This window comes from Microcoleus sp. MOSTC5, from assembly GCF_036701825.1.
Taxonomy (GTDB): Bacteria; Cyanobacteriota; Cyanobacteriia; order Cyanobacteriales; family Microcoleaceae; genus Microcoleus; species Microcoleus asticus.
Genome location: NZ_JAUBRK010000005.1, coordinates 171,451 through 189,170, shown reverse-complemented (window position 1 = coordinate 189,170; position 17,720 = coordinate 171,451). Strand labels below are relative to the sequence as shown.

Genomic DNA, 17,720 nt, shown 5'->3' with positions numbered 1-17,720 from the left:
AATGAAATGTCAAGTACATTGATATTCACTCATTTGTTTATTATACCTTGCTTGTGTTATTAAATTTTCATTCCTTATTGCTGTGATTGTAACAACTTGTGCGAGCATCTGAAGCGTAAATAGCTGTTGTGGGTAGAGATCTTTTTCGAGAATGTTGTGATAGAATGAGGGTAAATATTATAACTTGGGGTCTTGTGGTATTAACGATACCTTTCGTTTTTATCACAACTAAGCGCTTTTTACTGTATTGAGATTATTTAGTCGGTCGGCCCAAATTCATGAAGTTATCCCAAGCGCGAAAACATTAGCCTGTAATGGTTTTGGGGCGACTGTCGCCATCAGAACTGGATTTTACGCCCGACGATGCTACGGGATTTGATATGAGCTGGTTTTCACTTCCTACTCCAGCAAGTTTTCCTTTTTTGATACTTCTACTGCCCGATTTAGAGTGAGCGATAGCTTCTGCCAAAATCTTGATACTTCCGTCGGACTAATTCATAAAGGAATCTCGATCGCAAATTCCGTACCTTCTCCTAGGGCGGAACGGCAGCTAAGGGCTCCGGCGTGTTTTTCCACGACAATTCGGTAACTGATGGCTAACCCCAAACCAGTGCCTTTTCCCATCGGTTTTGTAGTGAAAAACGGGTCAAACAATCGGCTCCGCACGTCTTCTGTCATGCCTATGGCATTATCGGCAATGCGGATGCAAATACTATTTTCGTTCAGGGCTTCTGTGCGAATGCTAATAGTTGGTTCCCAATCGTCGCCGACAGCCGCTCGCCTTTTTTGGTGGCAAGCATCTTCCAAGGCGTCAATACTGTTGCTAAGCAGATTCATAAATACCTGATTTAGCTGACCTGCATAACATTCTATTAATGGCAGTTTACCGTAATCTTTGATTACTTTTATTTCGGGAGAGTCGCCTCTGGCTCGCAGTTTGTTGTGCAAAATTATGAGCGTATTGTCTATGCCTTCGTGAAGGTTAATAGGCTTTTTTACCGAGCCGTCTAAACGCGAAAAGTTTCGCAAGCTCAGAACTATTTCGCGAATGCGATCGGCTCCCATTTTCATCGAAGATAATATTTTTAGCAAATCTTCTCTCAGAAATCCTAAATCGATATTATCAATACATTGTTGAATTTCTACCGCTGGCTGAGGATAGTGTTTTTGGTAAAGTTCTACAAGCTGCAACAAGTCTCTGATATATTGGCTGGCATAGGAAATATTGCCGTAGATAAAACTGACAGGGTTATTAATTTCGTGAGCTACTCCAGCTACCATTTGACCGAGACTTGACATTTTTTCGGTATGAATTAGGTGAGCTTGAGTTTCTCGGAGTTCTTTAAGAGCGATTTCTAGCTGCTGGGCTCTGTTGTTGGCGATCGCCTCGGAGAGCCGCAAAGCATCCTCCGCTGCTTTGCGCTCTGTCATGTCAAAAATCGCACCGTTGAGGGATAAGACTTGACCTGCTGCGGTGAAAATGGCTTGACCTTTCTCTGCAACCCACCGCACATTTCCGTCGCAGTGAATCAGGCGATATTCGAGCGTGTAAGGTTGTTTTGTTTTAATAGCCAGATCGATAGTTGTCTCGATATGCTGCACGTCATTGGGATGAACTATACTCGGAAAAGCCTGCACCGGTTTTTGCATAAAGTTATCTGCGGGATAGCCAGAAATAGCTTCGATGCCGCTGCTGATAAAAGTTAAGCTCGATCGCCCAGCAGCACTGCACCGGTAAACCGCACCGGGAATGCTAGAAACTAATGACCTAAATTCTTCTTCCCTTTCTCGCAAAGCTGCCTCAATCCGCTTGCGCTCGCTAATGTCGCGAGCAAACGCACACTGATATTCTTTGCCGTTAAATTCCAAATGGTCGATCGTAATTTCTACCGGAAAAATACGACCGTACTTAGTGAGGTGGTGAACTTCAATATTAACCGAACCGCAGCGTTTTAAGACTTTCCAGTGCAAACTCCAAGCTGTTTGAGGAAAATCTGGATTGATGTCGTGCACGGTCATCGAGAGCAATTCTGCAGCAGAATATCCCAATGAAGAGCAAGCAGCGTCGTTGACATACAAAAATTTACCGTCCGGCCCGATCCAGAATACCGCATCTGCCGATCGGTCGATCGCACATTGAGTCAGTTGCAACTGTTCCTCAACCCGCTGGCGATCGGCAATTTCTTTTTCTAACTGTTCGTTAAGCGAATTGAGAGCTAAAGCGCGATCGACAATAGTATCTGAAGAAGAAAAATTGAGCGATTGTTGTGACAATTCTCCTTTCTCGATATCATGCTGGTGCTGATTTTCTTCTACTTGTTTTAACGGCTGTTGTTGAAATTTTTCTTTTTGATTTAAACCATACTCGGCAAGTGCTTTCGGCATGACGGCGAGGGCGACTGCGGCTAAAAGCAAAGAAATCAAAGCACTTGCAGCTTTGAGAGTTACCGACAGCCAATATATGGAATGCCAAAGCGTCCAAACTTCCGTCAATTTAGCAGCGCCGCAGGCAAAAAAACCAACGGCAAACATCCTTAAAATCTTGCTGTGAGAACCTGGGCGGGTAAAATAAACTAAAGATAGGGCGATCGAGCAATAAGCCAGTGCCGTCAGCGAGTCAAAAACAGCGTACAGTCGCAACTCCGGCAGCGCGTCGCAGCCGAGTGGGGAAGATACAGCAAGTGTTGAAAAAAAAATTGTTAATTGTTCTTGCATAAAGTTCAAGAAAAAAGTTATCTGTACCAATGCAAATCCGATCAAATATAATTATTTGATTTCTGCTAGTGAAATGTTTACATAATTATATACTTTTTTCATTTTTTATGAAACAGCTATTTTTTCAGGGAATGTCAAAACAGTCTAGGTTGGGCCCGGGGAGCAAAGCTTTCGGCAAGTATGAGCGATTGCGATCGTGTCGCGGCTCGCAACGCTTACGTTCCTCGCAGTTACGGAATACATAAATTCGCCTACTTATGGCTTCTGAAAGATTAAAATTTTTAATGATCGCTATTAAGTTTACTTTTAGATGACTTAAGCTGTAAGCCAGGGGTCTTAAACCCCTGGCTCACTCATGGACTAACGGGCTTTTAAGGCAGACAACATCTCAATGTTTGTGCTGGAAATCCACAATTAAGCGCCGCCCAGCACCCAATGCACCAAAGTCCGAACTCCAAAACCGGTAGCCCCAGGGCCATTGTAGCCATTTTCTTTGTCACTCCAAACCGTGCCGGCAATATCTAAATGCGCCCAAGCAGTATCCTTCACAAACTGCTTCAAAAATAGCGCCGCTGTAATCGAACCGCCGGGACGCGGGCCCGTGTTTTTCATGTCGGCGTGCAATGCTTTCAATCCATCAAAATATTTCTCTTCCATCGGCATTCGCCAAAATTTTTCGCCTGCCAATTCTGAGGCGGCGACTATTTCGGCGGCGACGCTATCTTGAGGACTCCACAAACCCGCGATATCTTCGCCTAAAGCAATTACGCAAGCCCCGGTTAGAGTTGCTAAATCGACAATTGCGTCAACTCCCAATTTATCAGCAAATACCAAAGCATCAGCCAGGGTTAAACGGCCTTCTGCGTCAGTATTGTTGACTTCAATTGTTTTGCCGTTGGAAGCTGTAAGGATGTCTCCAGGGCGCATGGCGCGGCCGCTGATCATGTTTTCAGTGACGGCGCTGATAAAGTGAACTTCCACATCGGGTTTGATGTGCCCGATCGCCTTTGCCGCTCCCAAAGTAGCCGCAGCGCCGCCCATATCTACTTTCATCATTTCAATGCCGCTGCCGGCTCCTTTGATGTTCAAACCGCCGGAATCAAAGGTCAATCCTTTGCCCACAATTGCTATTTTGCGGCGCGGTGTGCCTTCTGGTTTGTAAGTGAGGTGGATGAATTTTGGCGGTAAATCAGATGCTAGGGCAACGCCGAGAAAAGCTCCCATGCCTAGTTTTTCGCAGTCTTCCCGCTCCAATATTTCTAATTCTAAACCGCATTCGGCAGCTAGACTTTGAGCGGTTTCGGCCATTGTAATCGGGGTGACAAAATTTGCCGGCGCTGCGACTAATTCCCGTGCTAAAATGACTCCGGCAGTGATTTGGCGGGCGCGGGCGATCGCACTTTCGGTACCGGCAAAACCGAGCAAATGAATTTGTTCGATTTGCGGGCTTTTGTCGTCAGGTTCCGATTTGAAACGGTTGTCTTGATTTAGGGAGAGTTCTACACCTTCGGCGATCGCGCTTGCTGTAGAATCCGGCGCGTTGTTCCATACAGGAAAGCTAATTCCGAGGGTTTTGCATTTTTCCTTTTTGGCTAACTTGGCGCAAATACCCGCAGCTTGCCGCACCGTGTCTAATTTTAAGTCCTCTGTTTTGCCCAAACCGACGATCGCAATTTTGCGAATGGGATTATTGCCACCGACGCGGGTGATGGCGCTCGTGCCAGCTTTGCCCTTAAAATCTACTTCCAGTAGCAGCTCTTTCAATGTGCCTGCAAGCTTTTCATCTAATTGTGCCAGCTCGCCGGTGAGTTCCAGGGCGTCCTCAAACAAACCAATTGCCAGGGCGTCTCCCGTCCAAACAGAGCCGGGTTTATCGGTGACTAGAAATTCCATGTTTTGATTTACAGTTTAGATTTTAGATTTTTGATTGTACTTTGTAGTTGGTGCTTTGTCGTTTTTCCTTTGTGCGGGTAAATAGATCGATCGCACAAATTCTCCGCTCCGCATCGAAATAAATTCTGCTACTATATCAGCCAAGTCCGCCTGCGATCGGATCTCGCACCAATCTCAATAATCTGTTTTGGGGTCTGCTGAAAGGGCCCGCCCCACTCTTAACATTTATTTCTCGTTAAACAGGTATCCGGCCTGTGATGGCGTTGAACACCCATCCGGTCTGTGATGGTTTTTGACAAACGATCGGTTCTTTATTCTTATTCTCTTAAATTTTCCCATGCTAAAACGACGCCGGGCCCGATTTTCTGTTTTAATCAGCGTTTCAGTTTGCGTTATTGCGATCGGCTCTTTGGTTGCTGCGATGAAATGGATGGGCTTTGGCTCGGTCCAGAAGGCTCAGCAGCCCCTGAATGCCGCGAATTCCGAATCGCAAGTCAAGATGCTGGTATCGCTGTCACCGAGCGAGCGATCGGCGAAATTAGTTGAACTCGCAACCAGTCAGTCTGCAAGTACGAACCCGCAGCAGGAAATCTCCCCTCAAAGCCGCGCCCGCTACCTGCTTGCCAGCGATTTAATCCAGCAAGGAAATGCGACCAAAGCATTAAAGTTATTGGACAAATTAGAGCAAGAATATCCGGTTTTAGCTGCTCACATTGCCCTAAAAAGGGCGGAAGCTTACCAATTGAGCGGCGACAAAGGCAAAGCCCAAAAAGCTTGGCAGGAACTGCTCAAAAACTATCCGAGCGACCCGGTAGCAGCGGAAGCTTTATATGTTTTAGGCAAGTCAAAACCGGAATATTGGCAACAGGCAATTACTGAATTTCCCGCTCATCCCCGCAGCGTAGAAATTGCCCTCGCTAAGTTAAAAGAAAATCCCAATCAGCCGGAGTTGATGCTGCTCGTAGCAAAATACGGTCATTATGTCAAAGATTACGGTACAATTTTGGAACAACTTGTGCAGCGAAACGGCGCCGCTTTGAAACCGGAAGATTGGGAAGAAATTGCCTTTGGCTATTGGGAAAAACAGGATTACGGCAAAGGAGCTATTGCTTACGGTAAAGCTCCCCGCAATCCCAAAAATCTTTACCGAAAAGCTCGCGGTTTGTGGCTCGAAGGAAAAATTCCGGAATCGAGAATTGCCTATCAAGAATTAGTGCGCGAGTTTCCCGATGCCGAAGATACTGGTTTGGGTTTAATTCGGCTGTCGCGGCTGAGCGAACCGAAAGAAGCGATCGTTTGGCTCGATCGAGTTATTAGCAAATTCCCCAATTATGCCCCCGAAGCTTTGTTAGATAAATCCCAACTTCTCGACAAAGCACGCAGCGGTCAATCCGCCTCAGATACCCGCAAGTTGCTATTGACAAAATACAATAATTCTGATAAAGCAGGCGAATTGCGGTGGACGATCGCCCAGCAGTTTGCCAAAGGCGGAGATTTAAAATCAGCTTGGCAGTGGGCGAGAGAATTAACCACGCACAATCCCGACAGCGAACAAGCTCCAGAAGCAGCATTTTGGGTCGGGAAATGGGCACAGCAACTCGGCCGCGAACAAGACGCCAAGACTGCGTTTGAGTACACTCTCTTACGCTATCCAGAATCATATTTTGCGTGGCGATCGGCTGTACTTCTCGGCTGGCCCGTAGGCGACTTTACCACAGTCCGAGATTTGTCTCCGAATGTAGTGCGGCCCCCTCAGCGCCCCGAACCAACCGCCGGTTCTCCTGCGTTGAAAGAACTCTATCAATTAGGTCAAGATAGAGATGCCTGGAATCTGTGGCAAGTAGAATTTATCGACCGCGTAGAACCAAGTATTGCGGAACAGTTTACCGACGGTTTAATGCGAATTGGAGTCGGAGACAATTTAGACGGTTTGTGGATGGTTGGGAGTTTGCGGCAGCGCGACAAACCAGATGATAGAACCCAATACCTCGCTCTGAGACAGCAACCGATTTATTGGCAAGCACTTTATCCTTTTCCTTACTTAGAAACCATTGTCAAGTGGTCAAAAGAACGCACAATAAATTCAGTATTAGTAACCGCATTAATCCGGCAAGAATCGCGGTTTATGCCCGATATCAAATCATCAGTTGGTGCCACCGGGTTAATGCAAGTAATGCCGGAAACAGCAGCTTGGGTTGCTGAGAAAATCAGCCTCAAAAAGTATTCATTGGAGAATGTGGACGACAACGTTAAACTCGGTACGTGGTATTTGGATCACACTCACGACGAGTACAAGAATAACTCGATGTTAGCTGTGGCGAGTTACAATGCCGGGCCGAATGCAGTATCGGATTGGTTGAAGAGGTTTAATTTTAGCGACCCGGATGCTTTTGCGGAAAAGATTCCGTTTCCTGAAACGAAAGGATACGTAAAATCGGTGTTTGAGAATTACTGGAATTATCTGCGGATTTACAATCCAGAAGTTAATCAGTTAATGAGTGAGAATTATGAGGCTTCTCTCAAAAAAGCCAAGCCTCAGTAATTATGGTTTATGCTGTCAGAAGCAGGAGAACCCGTTCCACAAACAAGTTTATTTGGTGTATTTATTGATTTAGGAGTGGGCTTCGGCGCCGCCCATACCAATATTCCATAAATTGAAATTGTGGGATTATAAAATAAATCAGCGGCATCCCAAAGAATCGCGAGTAGAAATCCCAGTTTGGGAATTAATACCGCTTGCCTTGATGCACAATTCTTTAACTTGTGCGCCATCCATAATTGCGTCGGTAAAGTCAGCCCCGGTGATATCAGCTTCCTCAAAAGTAGAACGCAGCAAAATTGTTTCCACTAAAATTGCATCGCTTAAATCTGCCTTAGTAAATTTAACTTGATCTATCATTGCATTAGTTAAATTTGCTCCGTGCAAATTCGCCTGAGTCATCACCGAAGCGCTCATAATTGCTCCCCGCAAATCGGCATTAGAAAAATTAGTCAAGTCCATATTAGCGTTAGAAAATTCAGCAGTCCGCAGCATTTGACCCGAAAAATCGCGTCTTGTCAGTTCGGCGTTGCTAAAGGACAGCGGAGGAGGGTAATATTTAGATTGAGCTTGGGCTGACCGCGGCAGGATGAAGATAGTTAGGGCTAAGAGGAAGGCTGCTAGTTGCCGGAGTTTCATAAGTCTGATATTCTCGCAAGGTGGGTATTTCGTAGTGTATCCCGAACTTTTGTCGATCGACTAAACAGGTACAATCTTAATTAATAGTGATGGAGATGAAAAAAAACATATGCTAAGTTTTTTCTTGACTTGGATAGTCGCAGCGGTTTCGCTGGTCATTACCGCTAACATTGTACCAGGTATTGCGGTGGTGAGCTTTCCGGCGGCGATGCTGGCTGCTGTTGTTATCGGATTGGTCAACGCGATTGTCAGACCGATTCTTACATTGCTGACGCTGCCTTTGACTATTATTACTTTAGGTTTGTTTTTATTCGTTGTGAATGCAATTTCGCTTTCCCTGGCTTCGTGGTTGGCGGGTGCGTTCAATATCGGCTTTGCGGTTAACGGTTTTTGGCCGGCTTTATTGGGTTCAATTGTGTTGTCATTCGTTTCTGGGTTGATTGGTCGATTTGTGAATGCCAATACTTTGTCTCAGTAATACATTATCCCAGATACTCGATCGGGCAAACTGCAACCGCTACTGTTACAGAACCTGTTTTTTTGCCCGAGCGAAATATTTTTTTAGGGACTAAAAGCCTTTCACGGGCGGGCAGGATGCCCACCCCACAAGCAGATTCACTCTTCGCTTCACAGGCATCTTGCCTGTTCTTGAGAATGGTACAAGATATCAGTTCGATCGCACAAAGTGCCGCAGCTTCTGCTACGCTGGGCGTCCCGACTTGTTTTGCTGCAATATTTGAAGGATTGGGGACTTCTACGGAACTTAAAATGTCAGCAGCAAAGGTTTTTAACGGCCAGTTTCGCGCTTGACAAAGTTCCAGCAAGCCGACTTCACCTGCTTTAGTGTCTATTGTCGCAATACCTGCGATCGCACTTTCCGCTAAATGATAACCGCGACATACATTTTGGATCGCAGTTTCGATTAATTCTCGCGCTGTGTAGCGTTCGCAACCTATCCCTAGCCACAACACTCTCGGATGCCACTGAACTTTGGGAAAAGCAGAGTCCGGCGAAAATCTTCTCTGGGTGAAACTAATCCAAATTCGGGCTTTGATAGTGGATAAATTTTCACCCTCCCAATACAAACAATGTTTTTCTGGCAGACTGTTCTGCCACAACGTAGAACCAACTTCTTGAATTACTTCGACAGTTTCCCCTCTAGAAAAAGCCGCCGCTACTCCAGTCCAGTCCCCTTCGCCGCGCCTCCAACCGCAGGGAATGTCTAGCATATCTAAAGTAAATTCATCGCTCATCATTAAGTTATCTATTCTGTAGTTTCACTGCGACCGCCATCTGTCAAAAAATTAACACTCTGCTTATTGAAACTTATGGTATAATTGTAGCACAAACTACAACAAGTCAAACATTTAAGATGGTAGAACTAAATCAGTTACTGTTAGAGCTGGAAAGCAACCTCAAATCGGAAGGAGTGAAAAAAGAATGGAAACAGCGCCGGGACAGTTGGGTTAGCGATGTGGCCGCATCAGTTAACCTGACATATCTAGCAAAATTGCTAGTTGAATTGGAATCTAACTTGCAGGGAAAATCGGTTGATGTTAAGTGGCAAGAGCGCCGGGACAGTTGGGTAGCAAAATGTCTGGGAGCATCGATTGTTCAAGAAGTATCAAGTTTATTGCTGGAACTAGAAACCAATATAAATTCGGAAGCTGTGACCGCTGAATGGCAGCAGAATCGCGAGAAATGGGTACAGCAAATGCACAAGTTTAAGGAGTAGTTTCGACGAGTCAGAGCCTGTAGATATGCGTTCCCAGGCTCTAAAATTTCCTAATGACTAATGACTAATTATTCATCTTCCTGCAAAACCCAATTCCGAAAAATATCAGCGAGTCCTTCAGCCATTTCCTGCATTTGCTGCCGAGAAGCATTCGGCTCCACAATCGTATTTTGACTGAAGGGCGCGACTGCAAACATTCCCAACAATACCTGAGGGACAATCTTCGGATTCATCTTTGGATAAACTTGTTGTTCCATAGGCGTTTCCAAAAAAGCCTCAGCCGCATCGCTCATTATAAAAAACCAACAGTCTAAATCAATAAAAATTGTATAATTTTAGCACAAACTCCCAACAATACCAAATTTAATATGGTAGAGCTAAACCAATTACTGTTAGAGTTTCAAGCCCACCTAAACGGGGACGCAGTGACGGAAGAATGGAATGAACGTCGCAACTGTTGGATGAGCGAGGTGTCAGCAGCAATTGACGAAAAACACCTAGCCAAATTGCTAGTTGAATTAGAATCTAATTTTCAGCGGGAAGCGGTACAAAGTCTCTGGAAAATACTCAGGGAAAGTTGGGTACAAGAATGTCATACAGCATCGACCCTTGAAGAAGTATCAAGTCTATTGCTGGAACTTGAAAGCAATACAACTTGGGAAGTCGTGACGGATGAATGGCAGGAAAATCGGGAGAATTGGGTACAGGAAATGTACGAATTTATAGAGTAATCATTCACTTAATCCAAATCAACTTTCATCGTGAATGATGTCCCTCCTGTGCGGTTGATTGTCTCGCTTCCCTCAATTACTTTAAATCCCGATCGCTCGTACAAACTCAGGGCTCGATTCGAGCTTCTGACACTCAGGGATACCGATCGATAAGAGACTTGTGCTGCTGACAACAAACGAGCCAGCAACTGCGTTCCTACACCCTGATTTGTATATTCTGGAAGAACGGCGATCGCCAATTCCGGGGTAGTATCGTCAACCCAGCCAAACCCCTTGTCATCCTCTGTAAACAAACGCAGCCAGGCGGCTCCTACTGGCTGGCTGCCGTTCAATTCGATTGCTGCGAAGCCCAGATCGTTTTCACGTCCCCAATTCTTGACATATTTCGCAATTAAAGGATGATTGACAACCGCTTGCACCGTGGATTCGCCTTCTTCTGCCATGTGCGCCGCTTCATATAGCATTTGCCACAGAAAAGGCTCGTCTTCCTGGGTTAGTGGCCGAATAGAATAGTCCCAAACTTTGCCCATAACAACTTTTCCCTGTTGCCCTAATTATTCATCTTTAATTAAAACCCCATTCAGAAAAATATCGGCTAATCCTTCCGCCATTTCCTGCATTTGCAGCGGAGAAGCATTCGGCTCCATAATCGTATTTTGACTGAAACCCGCGACTGCAAACATTCCCAAAAATACCTGAGCGACAATCTTCGGATTCATCTTTCGATAAACTCCTTTTTCCATCGCCGTTTCAAAAAAAGCCTCAGCCACATCGCTCATTTTTCCGATGACTTCCAACTGAATTCGATCGCGCAAATCCGGGTGAAATTGCGCCTCCAAAAAACACACCCGCATCATGTCGCTATTCTCGCGGATATTCAGCATCCGCCGCCGCATCACCTGAGCCACTGCTTTGTAACTGCCCATCTCGCTTAATTCAGTCAGCAAATCCGTCAGCAACTCCACCCATCCTTCCGTCGCCACCTCAATCAAAATCGCTTTTTTATTATCAAAATGCCTAAATAGCGTACCCTCCGCCACCCCCGCCGCCGCTGCTAAATCGCGAGTTGTAGTGCCGTCGTATCCGCTGCGGGCAAACAACCGCTGAGCGGCTTGTAAAATCCGCTTTTTGGTTTCTGTTTCAGAAGGAGGAGACTGATTAAAAATTCGCATGGCTTTGCAATCGGTAATTGGCGACTTGGAACAGCAGGTTCAGGACTGAAAAACTAAATTATGTTAAGTTTTAAGTTGTGCGTGATTTTAATCTTAAACTGGAAGTGACGCAACAGACCGCTTATGCCCCCAAAAATCTTCATGCTTAAAAAGCATCTCTTGTTATTCGGCATAAACTTCTTGCCGTTTGACAATCCAAAATCTAAAATCTAAAATCTAAAATCCCATGACCCTTTGTGAGATTTGCTGTATCAGCCTAACATCTGGGGCGCAACAGATCGCTTATGCCTCCAAAAATCTTTATCCTTAAAAAAGAATCTCTGGCCGCCGAGCACAAACATTTTTTGTTTGACAATCCAAAATCCAAAATCTAAAATCTAAAATCGAATGACCCTGCAGTTCCAAAAACCCCGTGAAGCGAAGCTATCCCGTAGGGAATCGCCCGATCGCCAAACTCGATTCATCGCCTCCCTGCTGGCCGCTGTACTGCTGTGGTGGGGCATTTCTCCCGAAATCGCCCTCGCCCGCCCCAACCCCGCTAGCGGCTCCCAAGCAGTCTCTGTTCAACCGTCGCTCGATCGAGTAATCAAGCAAGTCACCGAATTTAAGCTCGACAACGGGATGACATTCATCGTGCTCGAAAGGCCCAGATCGCCCGTAGCATCGTTTCTAATTCACGCCGATGTCGGCGGCGCAAACGAACCCGACGGTCAAACAGGTGTCGCGCACTATCTCGAACATTTAGCCTTCAAAGGCACGCCAAAAATCGGCACTACCGATTACAAAGCCGAAAAGCCGCTGCTAGAAAAACAAGATGAACTCTTCGAGCAAATGCAAGCAGCAAAAGCCAGCGGCAAAACTGAAGAAGTCGCCAAATTTCAAGCAGAATTTGACAAAGTTGAAGCCGAAGCTTCGCAATTTGTCAAGCGCAACGAACTAGGCAAAATAGTTGAACAAGCAGGCGGAGTCGGACTAAATGCCGCTACTTCCACCGACGCCACAATGTATTTTTACAGCCTCCCAGCTAACAAGTTAGAACTGTGGATGTCGCTGGAATCCGAGCGATTTCTAGAACCGGTATTTCGGGAATTTTACAAAGAAAAACAAGTAATTTTAGAAGAGCGCAGGCTGCGAACCGAGAATTCTCCGATCGGACAAATGGTTGAAGTTTTTGCCAACAAAGCTTTCTCTGTTCATCCCTACCGCCGCCCCGTAATTGGCTACACTGAAGACATTAAAAACCTCAGCCGCAGCGACGTGCAGAAGTTTTTCGAGACTCACTACGTCCCCAGCAAGCTGACTGTGGCGGTGGTAGGAGACGTGAAAGCTGCGGAAGTGAAGCGACTGGCTCAAATTTATTTCGGCCGCTACAAGGCGAAACCTGCGCCTTCTGAATTGCAAATTGTGGAGCCTCCCCAAACCCAAACTCAGGAAGTCACGCTGAAATTAAAAACTCAACCTTGGTATTTGGAAGGATACCACAGACCGGCGATGAACCATCCCGACAATGCGATTTATGAAATGATTGGTTCTTTGCTCAGCGATGGCCGCACTTCTCGGCTTTACAAATCTTTGGTAGAACAACAGCAATTAGCCCTAGCTGCTCAAGGTTTCAGCGGTTATCCGGGGGAAAAGTATCCGAATTTGATGTTGTTTTACGCTCAAACTGCTCCGGGCCGCACGGTTGATGAAGTAGCGGCAGCTTTGAGCAAGGAAATCGATCGCCTGAAAACTGAGCCGGTTTCTGATTTGGAATTGGATCGAGTGAAAACTCAGGCGAGAGCCGATTTGTTGCGATCGCTCAATTCTAATATGGGCATGGCATTTTCGCTGCTGGACTATCAAGTAAACACCGGTTCGTGGCGAAATTTGTTCAAGGAATTGGATGCGATCGCGGCTGTTACTCCGGCTGACATTCAGCGTGTCGCTCAGGCAACTTTCCGGCCGGAAAATCGCACGATTGGCAAGCTTTTGCCGCTGTAAGAAGGAAGAAGGAAGAAGGAAGAGGGAAGAAGGAAGAAGGAAGAAGGAAGAAGGAAGAAGGAAGAGGGAAGAAGGAAGAAAGACTCGTTCTCAGGCTCTGCCTGGGAACGCAGATCCAGAGGCTCTGCCTCGATTTAGAATCGGCGGTTGAAACCGATCCTACACAAACAAAGTCTGCCTTCGCAGACTAAGAGATAGTCTTGCATCTAGGGCGGGCGCGGGGCACGATCCCGACGCTATGTCACAATAGGAAACTTAGGAGAAAGAATGAAAAGGACTAAATTGAGACTGAAAAACGTAAAGTTATTTCTGCTATCGCTTTGCATTTTTACTGTTTCACTGGGCACGTTTAATTTGTTACCTTCGTTAGCGGCTGCACCGAAACACTACGACGAATTAACATTCCCGGCGGTGCCCGAAATTAAACTGCCTAAATATACTCGCTTCGAGCTGACAAATGGCATCCGGGTGTATCTGATGGAAGACCGGGAACTCCCGCTAATTGGGGGAACGGCGCTATTTCGCACGGGCGAGCGTTTTGAACCTGCCGATAAAATTGGATTGGGAGGTTTGACGGGAGAAGTGATGCGGACTGGCGGCACTAGCAGGCATACGGCTGATGAACTAAATCAGTTGCTAGAACAGCGAGCAGCTTCGGTAGAAACGGGGATTGATGTTACTTCTGGCACTGCTAATTTTAGTGCTTTAGCTGAAGATGTGGAACCCGTGTTTGACTTATTTGCGGAAGTGATTCGGGAGCCAATCTTTGCTAAGGAAAAGTTGGATTTAGCGAAGAATCAAACTCAAGGTTCGATCGCCCGCCGCAATGACGATCCTAACGATATTACCGGCCGCGAGTTTGAAAAGTTAATTTACGGCGATCGCAGTCCTTACGCGCGCACGGTAGAATACAAAACCATCGCCAATATTTCCCGCGACGATGTGGTGAGTTTCTACCAGAAATATTTCCACCCCAAAAACATGATTTTGGGTATTTCTGGCGATTTTGATACTGCTAAAATGCGATTGCTCGTCGAGCAAAAATTTGGCAACTGGCAACCGAATCCAAGTGCAGAAGTGCCTGCGCTACCAACCGTATCGCCAGCAAAAGGCGGTGGCGTATTTTTTGTAAATCAGCCGCAATTAAGTCAAAGTTACGTGCAAATGGGACATTTGGGCGGAATGCTCAGCAGTCCAGATTACGGTGCTTTGGACGTAATGAATGGGGTTCTCAACGGTTTCGGCGGCCGTTTGTTTAATAACGTGCGATCGCGCCAAGGTTTAGCTTATTCAGTATACGCAGCTTGGAGTCCGAGATATGACTATCCGGGGGTGTTTGTCGCTGGAGGCCAAACGCGATCGGACGCAACAGTACCGTTTATCCAGGCAATTCGGGCAGAGATCGATCGTATCCGCACCGAACCAATTACCCCGGCAGAATTAGCTTTCGCTAAAGATTCCACCCTGAATTCTTTCATCTTCAAATTTGAAAATCCCAGTCAAACTTTGTCGCGATTAATGCGTTACGAATACTACGGTTATCCCGAAGATTTCATTTTTAGCTACCGCCGCAGCATCGAAGCAGCAACAATTGCCGACGTGCAGCGCGTAGCCAAGACTTACTTGAAACCGGAAAATCTGGTAACATTAGTAGTCGGAAATACGGAGGCAATTCAACCGCCGTTATCGAGTTTGGGAAATTCGGTCAAAGTGCAATCTGTTGATATCACAATTCCCTCGGCGACTTAATCGGTAACAAGGACTTGCATTCCTCTCTTTTCAGGTAGGGACACGGCATTGCCGTGTCCCTCCTATTTTCCGCACAATCCTCAACTAAAAATCAATACTTAAAGGCGCTCTCGGAAACGGAATCACATCCCGAATATTCCCCATTCCCGTCATAAACTGCACTAACCGTTCAAATCCCAAACCAAACCCAGCGTGAGGCACAGTACCGTAGCGGCGCAAATCCAAATACCACCACAATTCCTCCTTATTCATACCCTGGGCTTCCATGCGCCGCTCCAACACATCCAGCCTTTCTTCCCGCTGCGAACCGCCGATTATTTCCCCAATATTAGGAGCCAAAACATCCATTGCTCGCACCGTTTTCTCGTCATCGTTTAAACGCATATAAAATGCTTTAATCCCGACGGGATAATCGCTGACAATGGTCGGCTTTTTAAACAAGTCCTCAGCCAAATAACGCTCGTGTTCCGACTGCAAATCCAAGCCCCAACTTACCGGAAAATCAAACTTTTTATCTGATTTTTCCAAAAGTGCGATCGCCTCCGTGTAAGTAATCCGCTCGAACTGATTATTAATGATATTTTCAGCAGTAGCCAAAACCGTTTTGTCAATGCGCTCGTTGAAAAACTCCATATCTTCCGGGCAATGCTCCAAAACGTATTTAAAAATGTACTTTAAAAACGCCTCAGCCAAATCCATATCTCCCTGCAAATCGCAGAAAGCCATCTCCGGTTCAATCATCCAAAATTCCGCCAAATGCCGCGAAGTATTAGAATTTTCCGCTCTAAAAGTCGGGCCAAAAGTGTAAACATTGCCGAAAGCCATCGCCATAACTTCCGCTTCCAACTGACCGCTAACTGTTAAATAGGCACGCTTTCCAAAAAAGTCTTTAGCATAATCAACTTCTTGCGAATCAGTGCGCGGCACGTTCTTTAAATCAAAGTTGGTAACGCCGAACATTTCCCCCGCACCTTCGCAGTCGCTAGCGGCAATAATTGGAGTATGAACCCACAAAAAACCGCGTTCTTGAAAAAATTGGTGTACCGCCGCCGAACAAGCATTGCGGACTCTAAAGACAGCACCGTGGGTGTTTGTGCGCGGCCGCAAATGGGCGATTGTCCGCAAAAATTCAAAGGAATGCCGCTTTTTTTGCAGCGGATAAGTGTGCGGGTCTGCATCGCCGTAAACTTGTACTTGTGAGGCTTTCAACTCAATTCGCTGTCCTTTTGCGGGAGACGCTACCAGCACTCCCGAAACTTCTAGAGATGCACCTGTATTCAGTTGTTTGAGTACGTTTTCAAACTCTGGCAAATCGGAATTTATGACTACTTGCAAGTTAGCCATCGCCGAACCGTCGTTGACTTCGACAAAGGCAAATTCTTTCAATTCGCGCTTAGTGCGAACCCAGCCTTGAACAGTTACAGTTTCGTCGGGTTCACCTGCGCGCAAAATTGCTGCAATTCGTTGATTTGTCATAATATCCACTCCTGTTTATTTAATATTTTGCACCATATTTATCTCTTTTCTCTTCCTCTGCGCCCTCTGTGGAACAGGCGTCCCGCCTGTGAATTTCTGCGGTTCATTAAAAAAATCATAAATCTCAACATAGTTCAACCTGCGTAGGATTTCAAAATCCAACCGAGCAAAATGCCGAGTCCCCCAAAGCGAACTGCTTGCCAAAAAGGTTGTTTTATGCTTCCCCAAGAAAACAGGCTGCTTTCTAAATTCAACTCGATAGTTTCCAATTCTTGCTCAATTTCCCGCAATTCTTTTTTGAGTTGCGGCAATGGATTTTGGCGTTTAGACTGGCGGATTTCTTCGCGCCGATGGCCGAGTTCGACTTGGCGCTGTCGATCGACCTGAATTTGAGTGTACCGTTCTTTGACTGCCGCGAGCGATCGCTCCACTGCTGCGATCGCTTGAACAAACTCACTTTCATCATCTCCCGGTGTCTCTCGATTTAAATCTGACGGCTGTTGAGGCATTTTGATCTGCAAACCTGACAATAATTTAAAAAAACCAATTGGCTATTTAGTTGTTATTATGTCCAGTATATTATTTGTTAAATTTAGAAACGGCAGCCAAATCGCTATAAATGCCACCTATGCTTGAAACTGCACAAACCACCCAAACTGTCAACCTCAACGAGCTTAGCACGGTAGAACTAGCCCAGGCTCTAGCCGCGCGCCTCGCCATCCACGAAAAAGATTGGCACCGCCTCAAAGCCAACCGTTCCGCGCGAGCCTGCGAGCAAGCCGCGGCCGCTCTGGTCTTTTTGCTCAAAAAACAGCCAGAAGAAGCTCTCCCGCGCTTAAACCAAGCAGCAGGATGGCTGGATAGATCGATATCTGCTCCTCCCTGTGCCACCCACGGCAAATAATTTTGAGTCTTGAGTTTGGACTTGATTAGTAGCTCAAAATTTAGACAATCGCGCCGCTCGATCGAGCAGCGCGATTGTGAGTTCAAAAGATTTATACTTTTTTAACTCAAAACTCACATTTTGCATTAAAATCAGCTATCTATACCCAGATTCTCCTAATTTTCATTCCAAGGTTAAGCCCGGG

General features: G+C 46.1%; 17 protein-coding genes. 8 read left to right on the top strand and 9 right to left on the bottom strand.

Annotation, left to right across the window (positions count from 1 at the left end; translation table 11 throughout):
• Positions 1–495: 495 nt before the first annotated feature.
• On the bottom strand, positions 496–2,715 hold the full coding sequence (locus tag QUA54_RS03880; protein ID WP_333413399.1) for a PAS domain S-box protein: 2,220 nt from the start codon (positions 2,713–2,715) through the stop codon (positions 496–498).
• A gap of 414 nt (positions 2,716–3,129) precedes the next feature.
• Entirely contained in the window at positions 3,130–4,608 is a 1,479-nt protein-coding gene (locus QUA54_RS03875) for a leucyl aminopeptidase (RefSeq protein WP_333413397.1), read from the bottom strand.
• 337 nt (positions 4,609–4,945) lie between these two features.
• On the opposite strand from QUA54_RS03875, the gene QUA54_RS03870 reads away from it, so the two are divergent.
• A complete protein-coding gene (locus tag QUA54_RS03870) occupies positions 4,946–7,150 on the top strand; it encodes a transglycosylase SLT domain-containing protein (protein ID WP_333413395.1) in 2,205 nt (734 codons plus the stop codon).
• 138 nt (positions 7,151–7,288) lie between these two features.
• On the opposite strand, the gene QUA54_RS03865 is transcribed toward QUA54_RS03870, so the two are convergent.
• Positions 7,289–7,786, bottom strand: a complete 498-nt coding sequence (locus QUA54_RS03865; protein ID WP_333413393.1) for a pentapeptide repeat-containing protein — start codon at positions 7,784–7,786, stop codon at positions 7,289–7,291.
• Between the two features lie 109 nt (positions 7,787–7,895).
• Here QUA54_RS03865 and QUA54_RS03860 point away from each other — a divergent pair, with 109 nt between their 5' ends.
• Positions 7,896–8,264, top strand: coding sequence for a phage holin family protein (locus QUA54_RS03860; protein ID WP_333190198.1), 369 nt, complete (start codon positions 7,896–7,898; stop codon positions 8,262–8,264).
• Positions 8,265–8,268: 4 nt separating this feature from the next.
• Here QUA54_RS03860 and QUA54_RS03855 read toward each other — a convergent pair whose 3' ends face one another.
• The gene (locus QUA54_RS03855; protein WP_333413391.1) at positions 8,269–9,042 is read right to left on the bottom strand and encodes a cobalamin biosynthesis protein; all 774 of its coding nucleotides are present in this window, start codon (positions 9,040–9,042) and stop codon (positions 8,269–8,271) included.
• A gap of 116 nt (positions 9,043–9,158) precedes the next feature.
• Here QUA54_RS03855 and QUA54_RS03850 point away from each other — a divergent pair, with 116 nt between their 5' ends.
• Positions 9,159–9,521: a hypothetical protein gene (locus QUA54_RS03850; RefSeq protein ID WP_333413389.1), complete on the top strand. Its 363-nt coding sequence runs from the start codon at positions 9,159–9,161 to the stop codon at positions 9,519–9,521.
• 68 nt (positions 9,522–9,589) lie between these two features.
• Here QUA54_RS03850 and QUA54_RS03845 read toward each other — a convergent pair whose 3' ends face one another.
• A complete protein-coding gene (locus QUA54_RS03845) occupies positions 9,590–9,778 on the bottom strand; it encodes a hypothetical protein (RefSeq protein WP_445301525.1) in 189 nt (62 codons plus the stop codon).
• A 111-nt stretch (positions 9,779–9,889) separates the two neighbouring features.
• Here QUA54_RS03845 and QUA54_RS03840 point away from each other — a divergent pair, with 111 nt between their 5' ends.
• Complete coding sequence (locus tag QUA54_RS03840) at positions 9,890–10,252, top strand: hypothetical protein (protein WP_333190193.1); 363 nt, start codon at positions 9,890–9,892, stop codon at positions 10,250–10,252.
• 8 nt (positions 10,253–10,260) lie between these two features.
• Here the strand turns inward: QUA54_RS03840 and QUA54_RS03835 are convergent, their stop codons facing one another.
• Complete coding sequence (locus QUA54_RS03835) at positions 10,261–10,782, bottom strand: GNAT family N-acetyltransferase (protein ID WP_333413387.1); 522 nt, start codon at positions 10,780–10,782, stop codon at positions 10,261–10,263.
• 24 nt (positions 10,783–10,806) lie between these two features.
• Positions 10,807–11,424 carry a helix-turn-helix domain-containing protein gene (locus tag QUA54_RS03830; protein ID WP_333190190.1) on the bottom strand — a complete coding sequence of 206 codons (618 nt, stop codon included), beginning with the start codon at positions 11,422–11,424 and terminating at the stop codon, positions 10,807–10,809.
• A gap of 387 nt (positions 11,425–11,811) precedes the next feature.
• Here QUA54_RS03830 and QUA54_RS03825 point away from each other — a divergent pair, with 387 nt between their 5' ends.
• The 3 genes from QUA54_RS03825 (at position 11,812) to QUA54_RS03815 (ending at position 15,156) form a co-directional block, all read left to right on the top strand.
• The gene (locus QUA54_RS03825) at positions 11,812–13,407 is read left to right on the top strand and encodes a pitrilysin family protein (RefSeq protein WP_333413385.1); all 1,596 of its coding nucleotides are present in this window, start codon (positions 11,812–11,814) and stop codon (positions 13,405–13,407) included.
• Positions 13,385–13,558 carry a hypothetical protein gene (locus QUA54_RS03820; protein WP_333413383.1) on the top strand — a complete coding sequence of 58 codons (174 nt, stop codon included), beginning with the start codon at positions 13,385–13,387 and terminating at the stop codon, positions 13,556–13,558. Before QUA54_RS03825 ends, QUA54_RS03820 begins: the two co-directional genes overlap by 23 nt.
• Positions 13,559–13,674: 116 nt before the next feature.
• A complete protein-coding gene (locus tag QUA54_RS03815; protein ID WP_333413381.1) occupies positions 13,675–15,156 on the top strand; it encodes a pitrilysin family protein in 1,482 nt (493 codons plus the stop codon).
• An 84-nt stretch (positions 15,157–15,240) separates the two neighbouring features.
• Here QUA54_RS03815 and asnS read toward each other — a convergent pair whose 3' ends face one another.
• Together asnS and QUA54_RS03805 are read right to left on the bottom strand one after the other, a co-directional pair.
• Positions 15,241–16,632, bottom strand: coding sequence for an asparagine--tRNA ligase (gene asnS / locus QUA54_RS03810; RefSeq protein WP_333413379.1), 1,392 nt, complete (start codon positions 16,630–16,632; stop codon positions 15,241–15,243).
• 134 nt (positions 16,633–16,766) lie between these two features.
• Positions 16,767–17,141 (bottom strand): DUF2203 domain-containing protein, encoded by a 375-nt coding sequence (locus QUA54_RS03805; protein WP_333413377.1) that lies wholly within the window; start codon positions 17,139–17,141, stop codon positions 16,767–16,769.
• Positions 17,142–17,260: 119 nt separating this feature from the next.
• Between QUA54_RS03805 and QUA54_RS03800 the strand changes: the two genes are divergently transcribed.
• Positions 17,261–17,536 (top strand): DUF6439 family protein, encoded by a 276-nt coding sequence (locus QUA54_RS03800; protein ID WP_333413403.1) that lies wholly within the window; start codon positions 17,261–17,263, stop codon positions 17,534–17,536.
• Positions 17,537–17,720 lie beyond the last annotated feature (184 nt).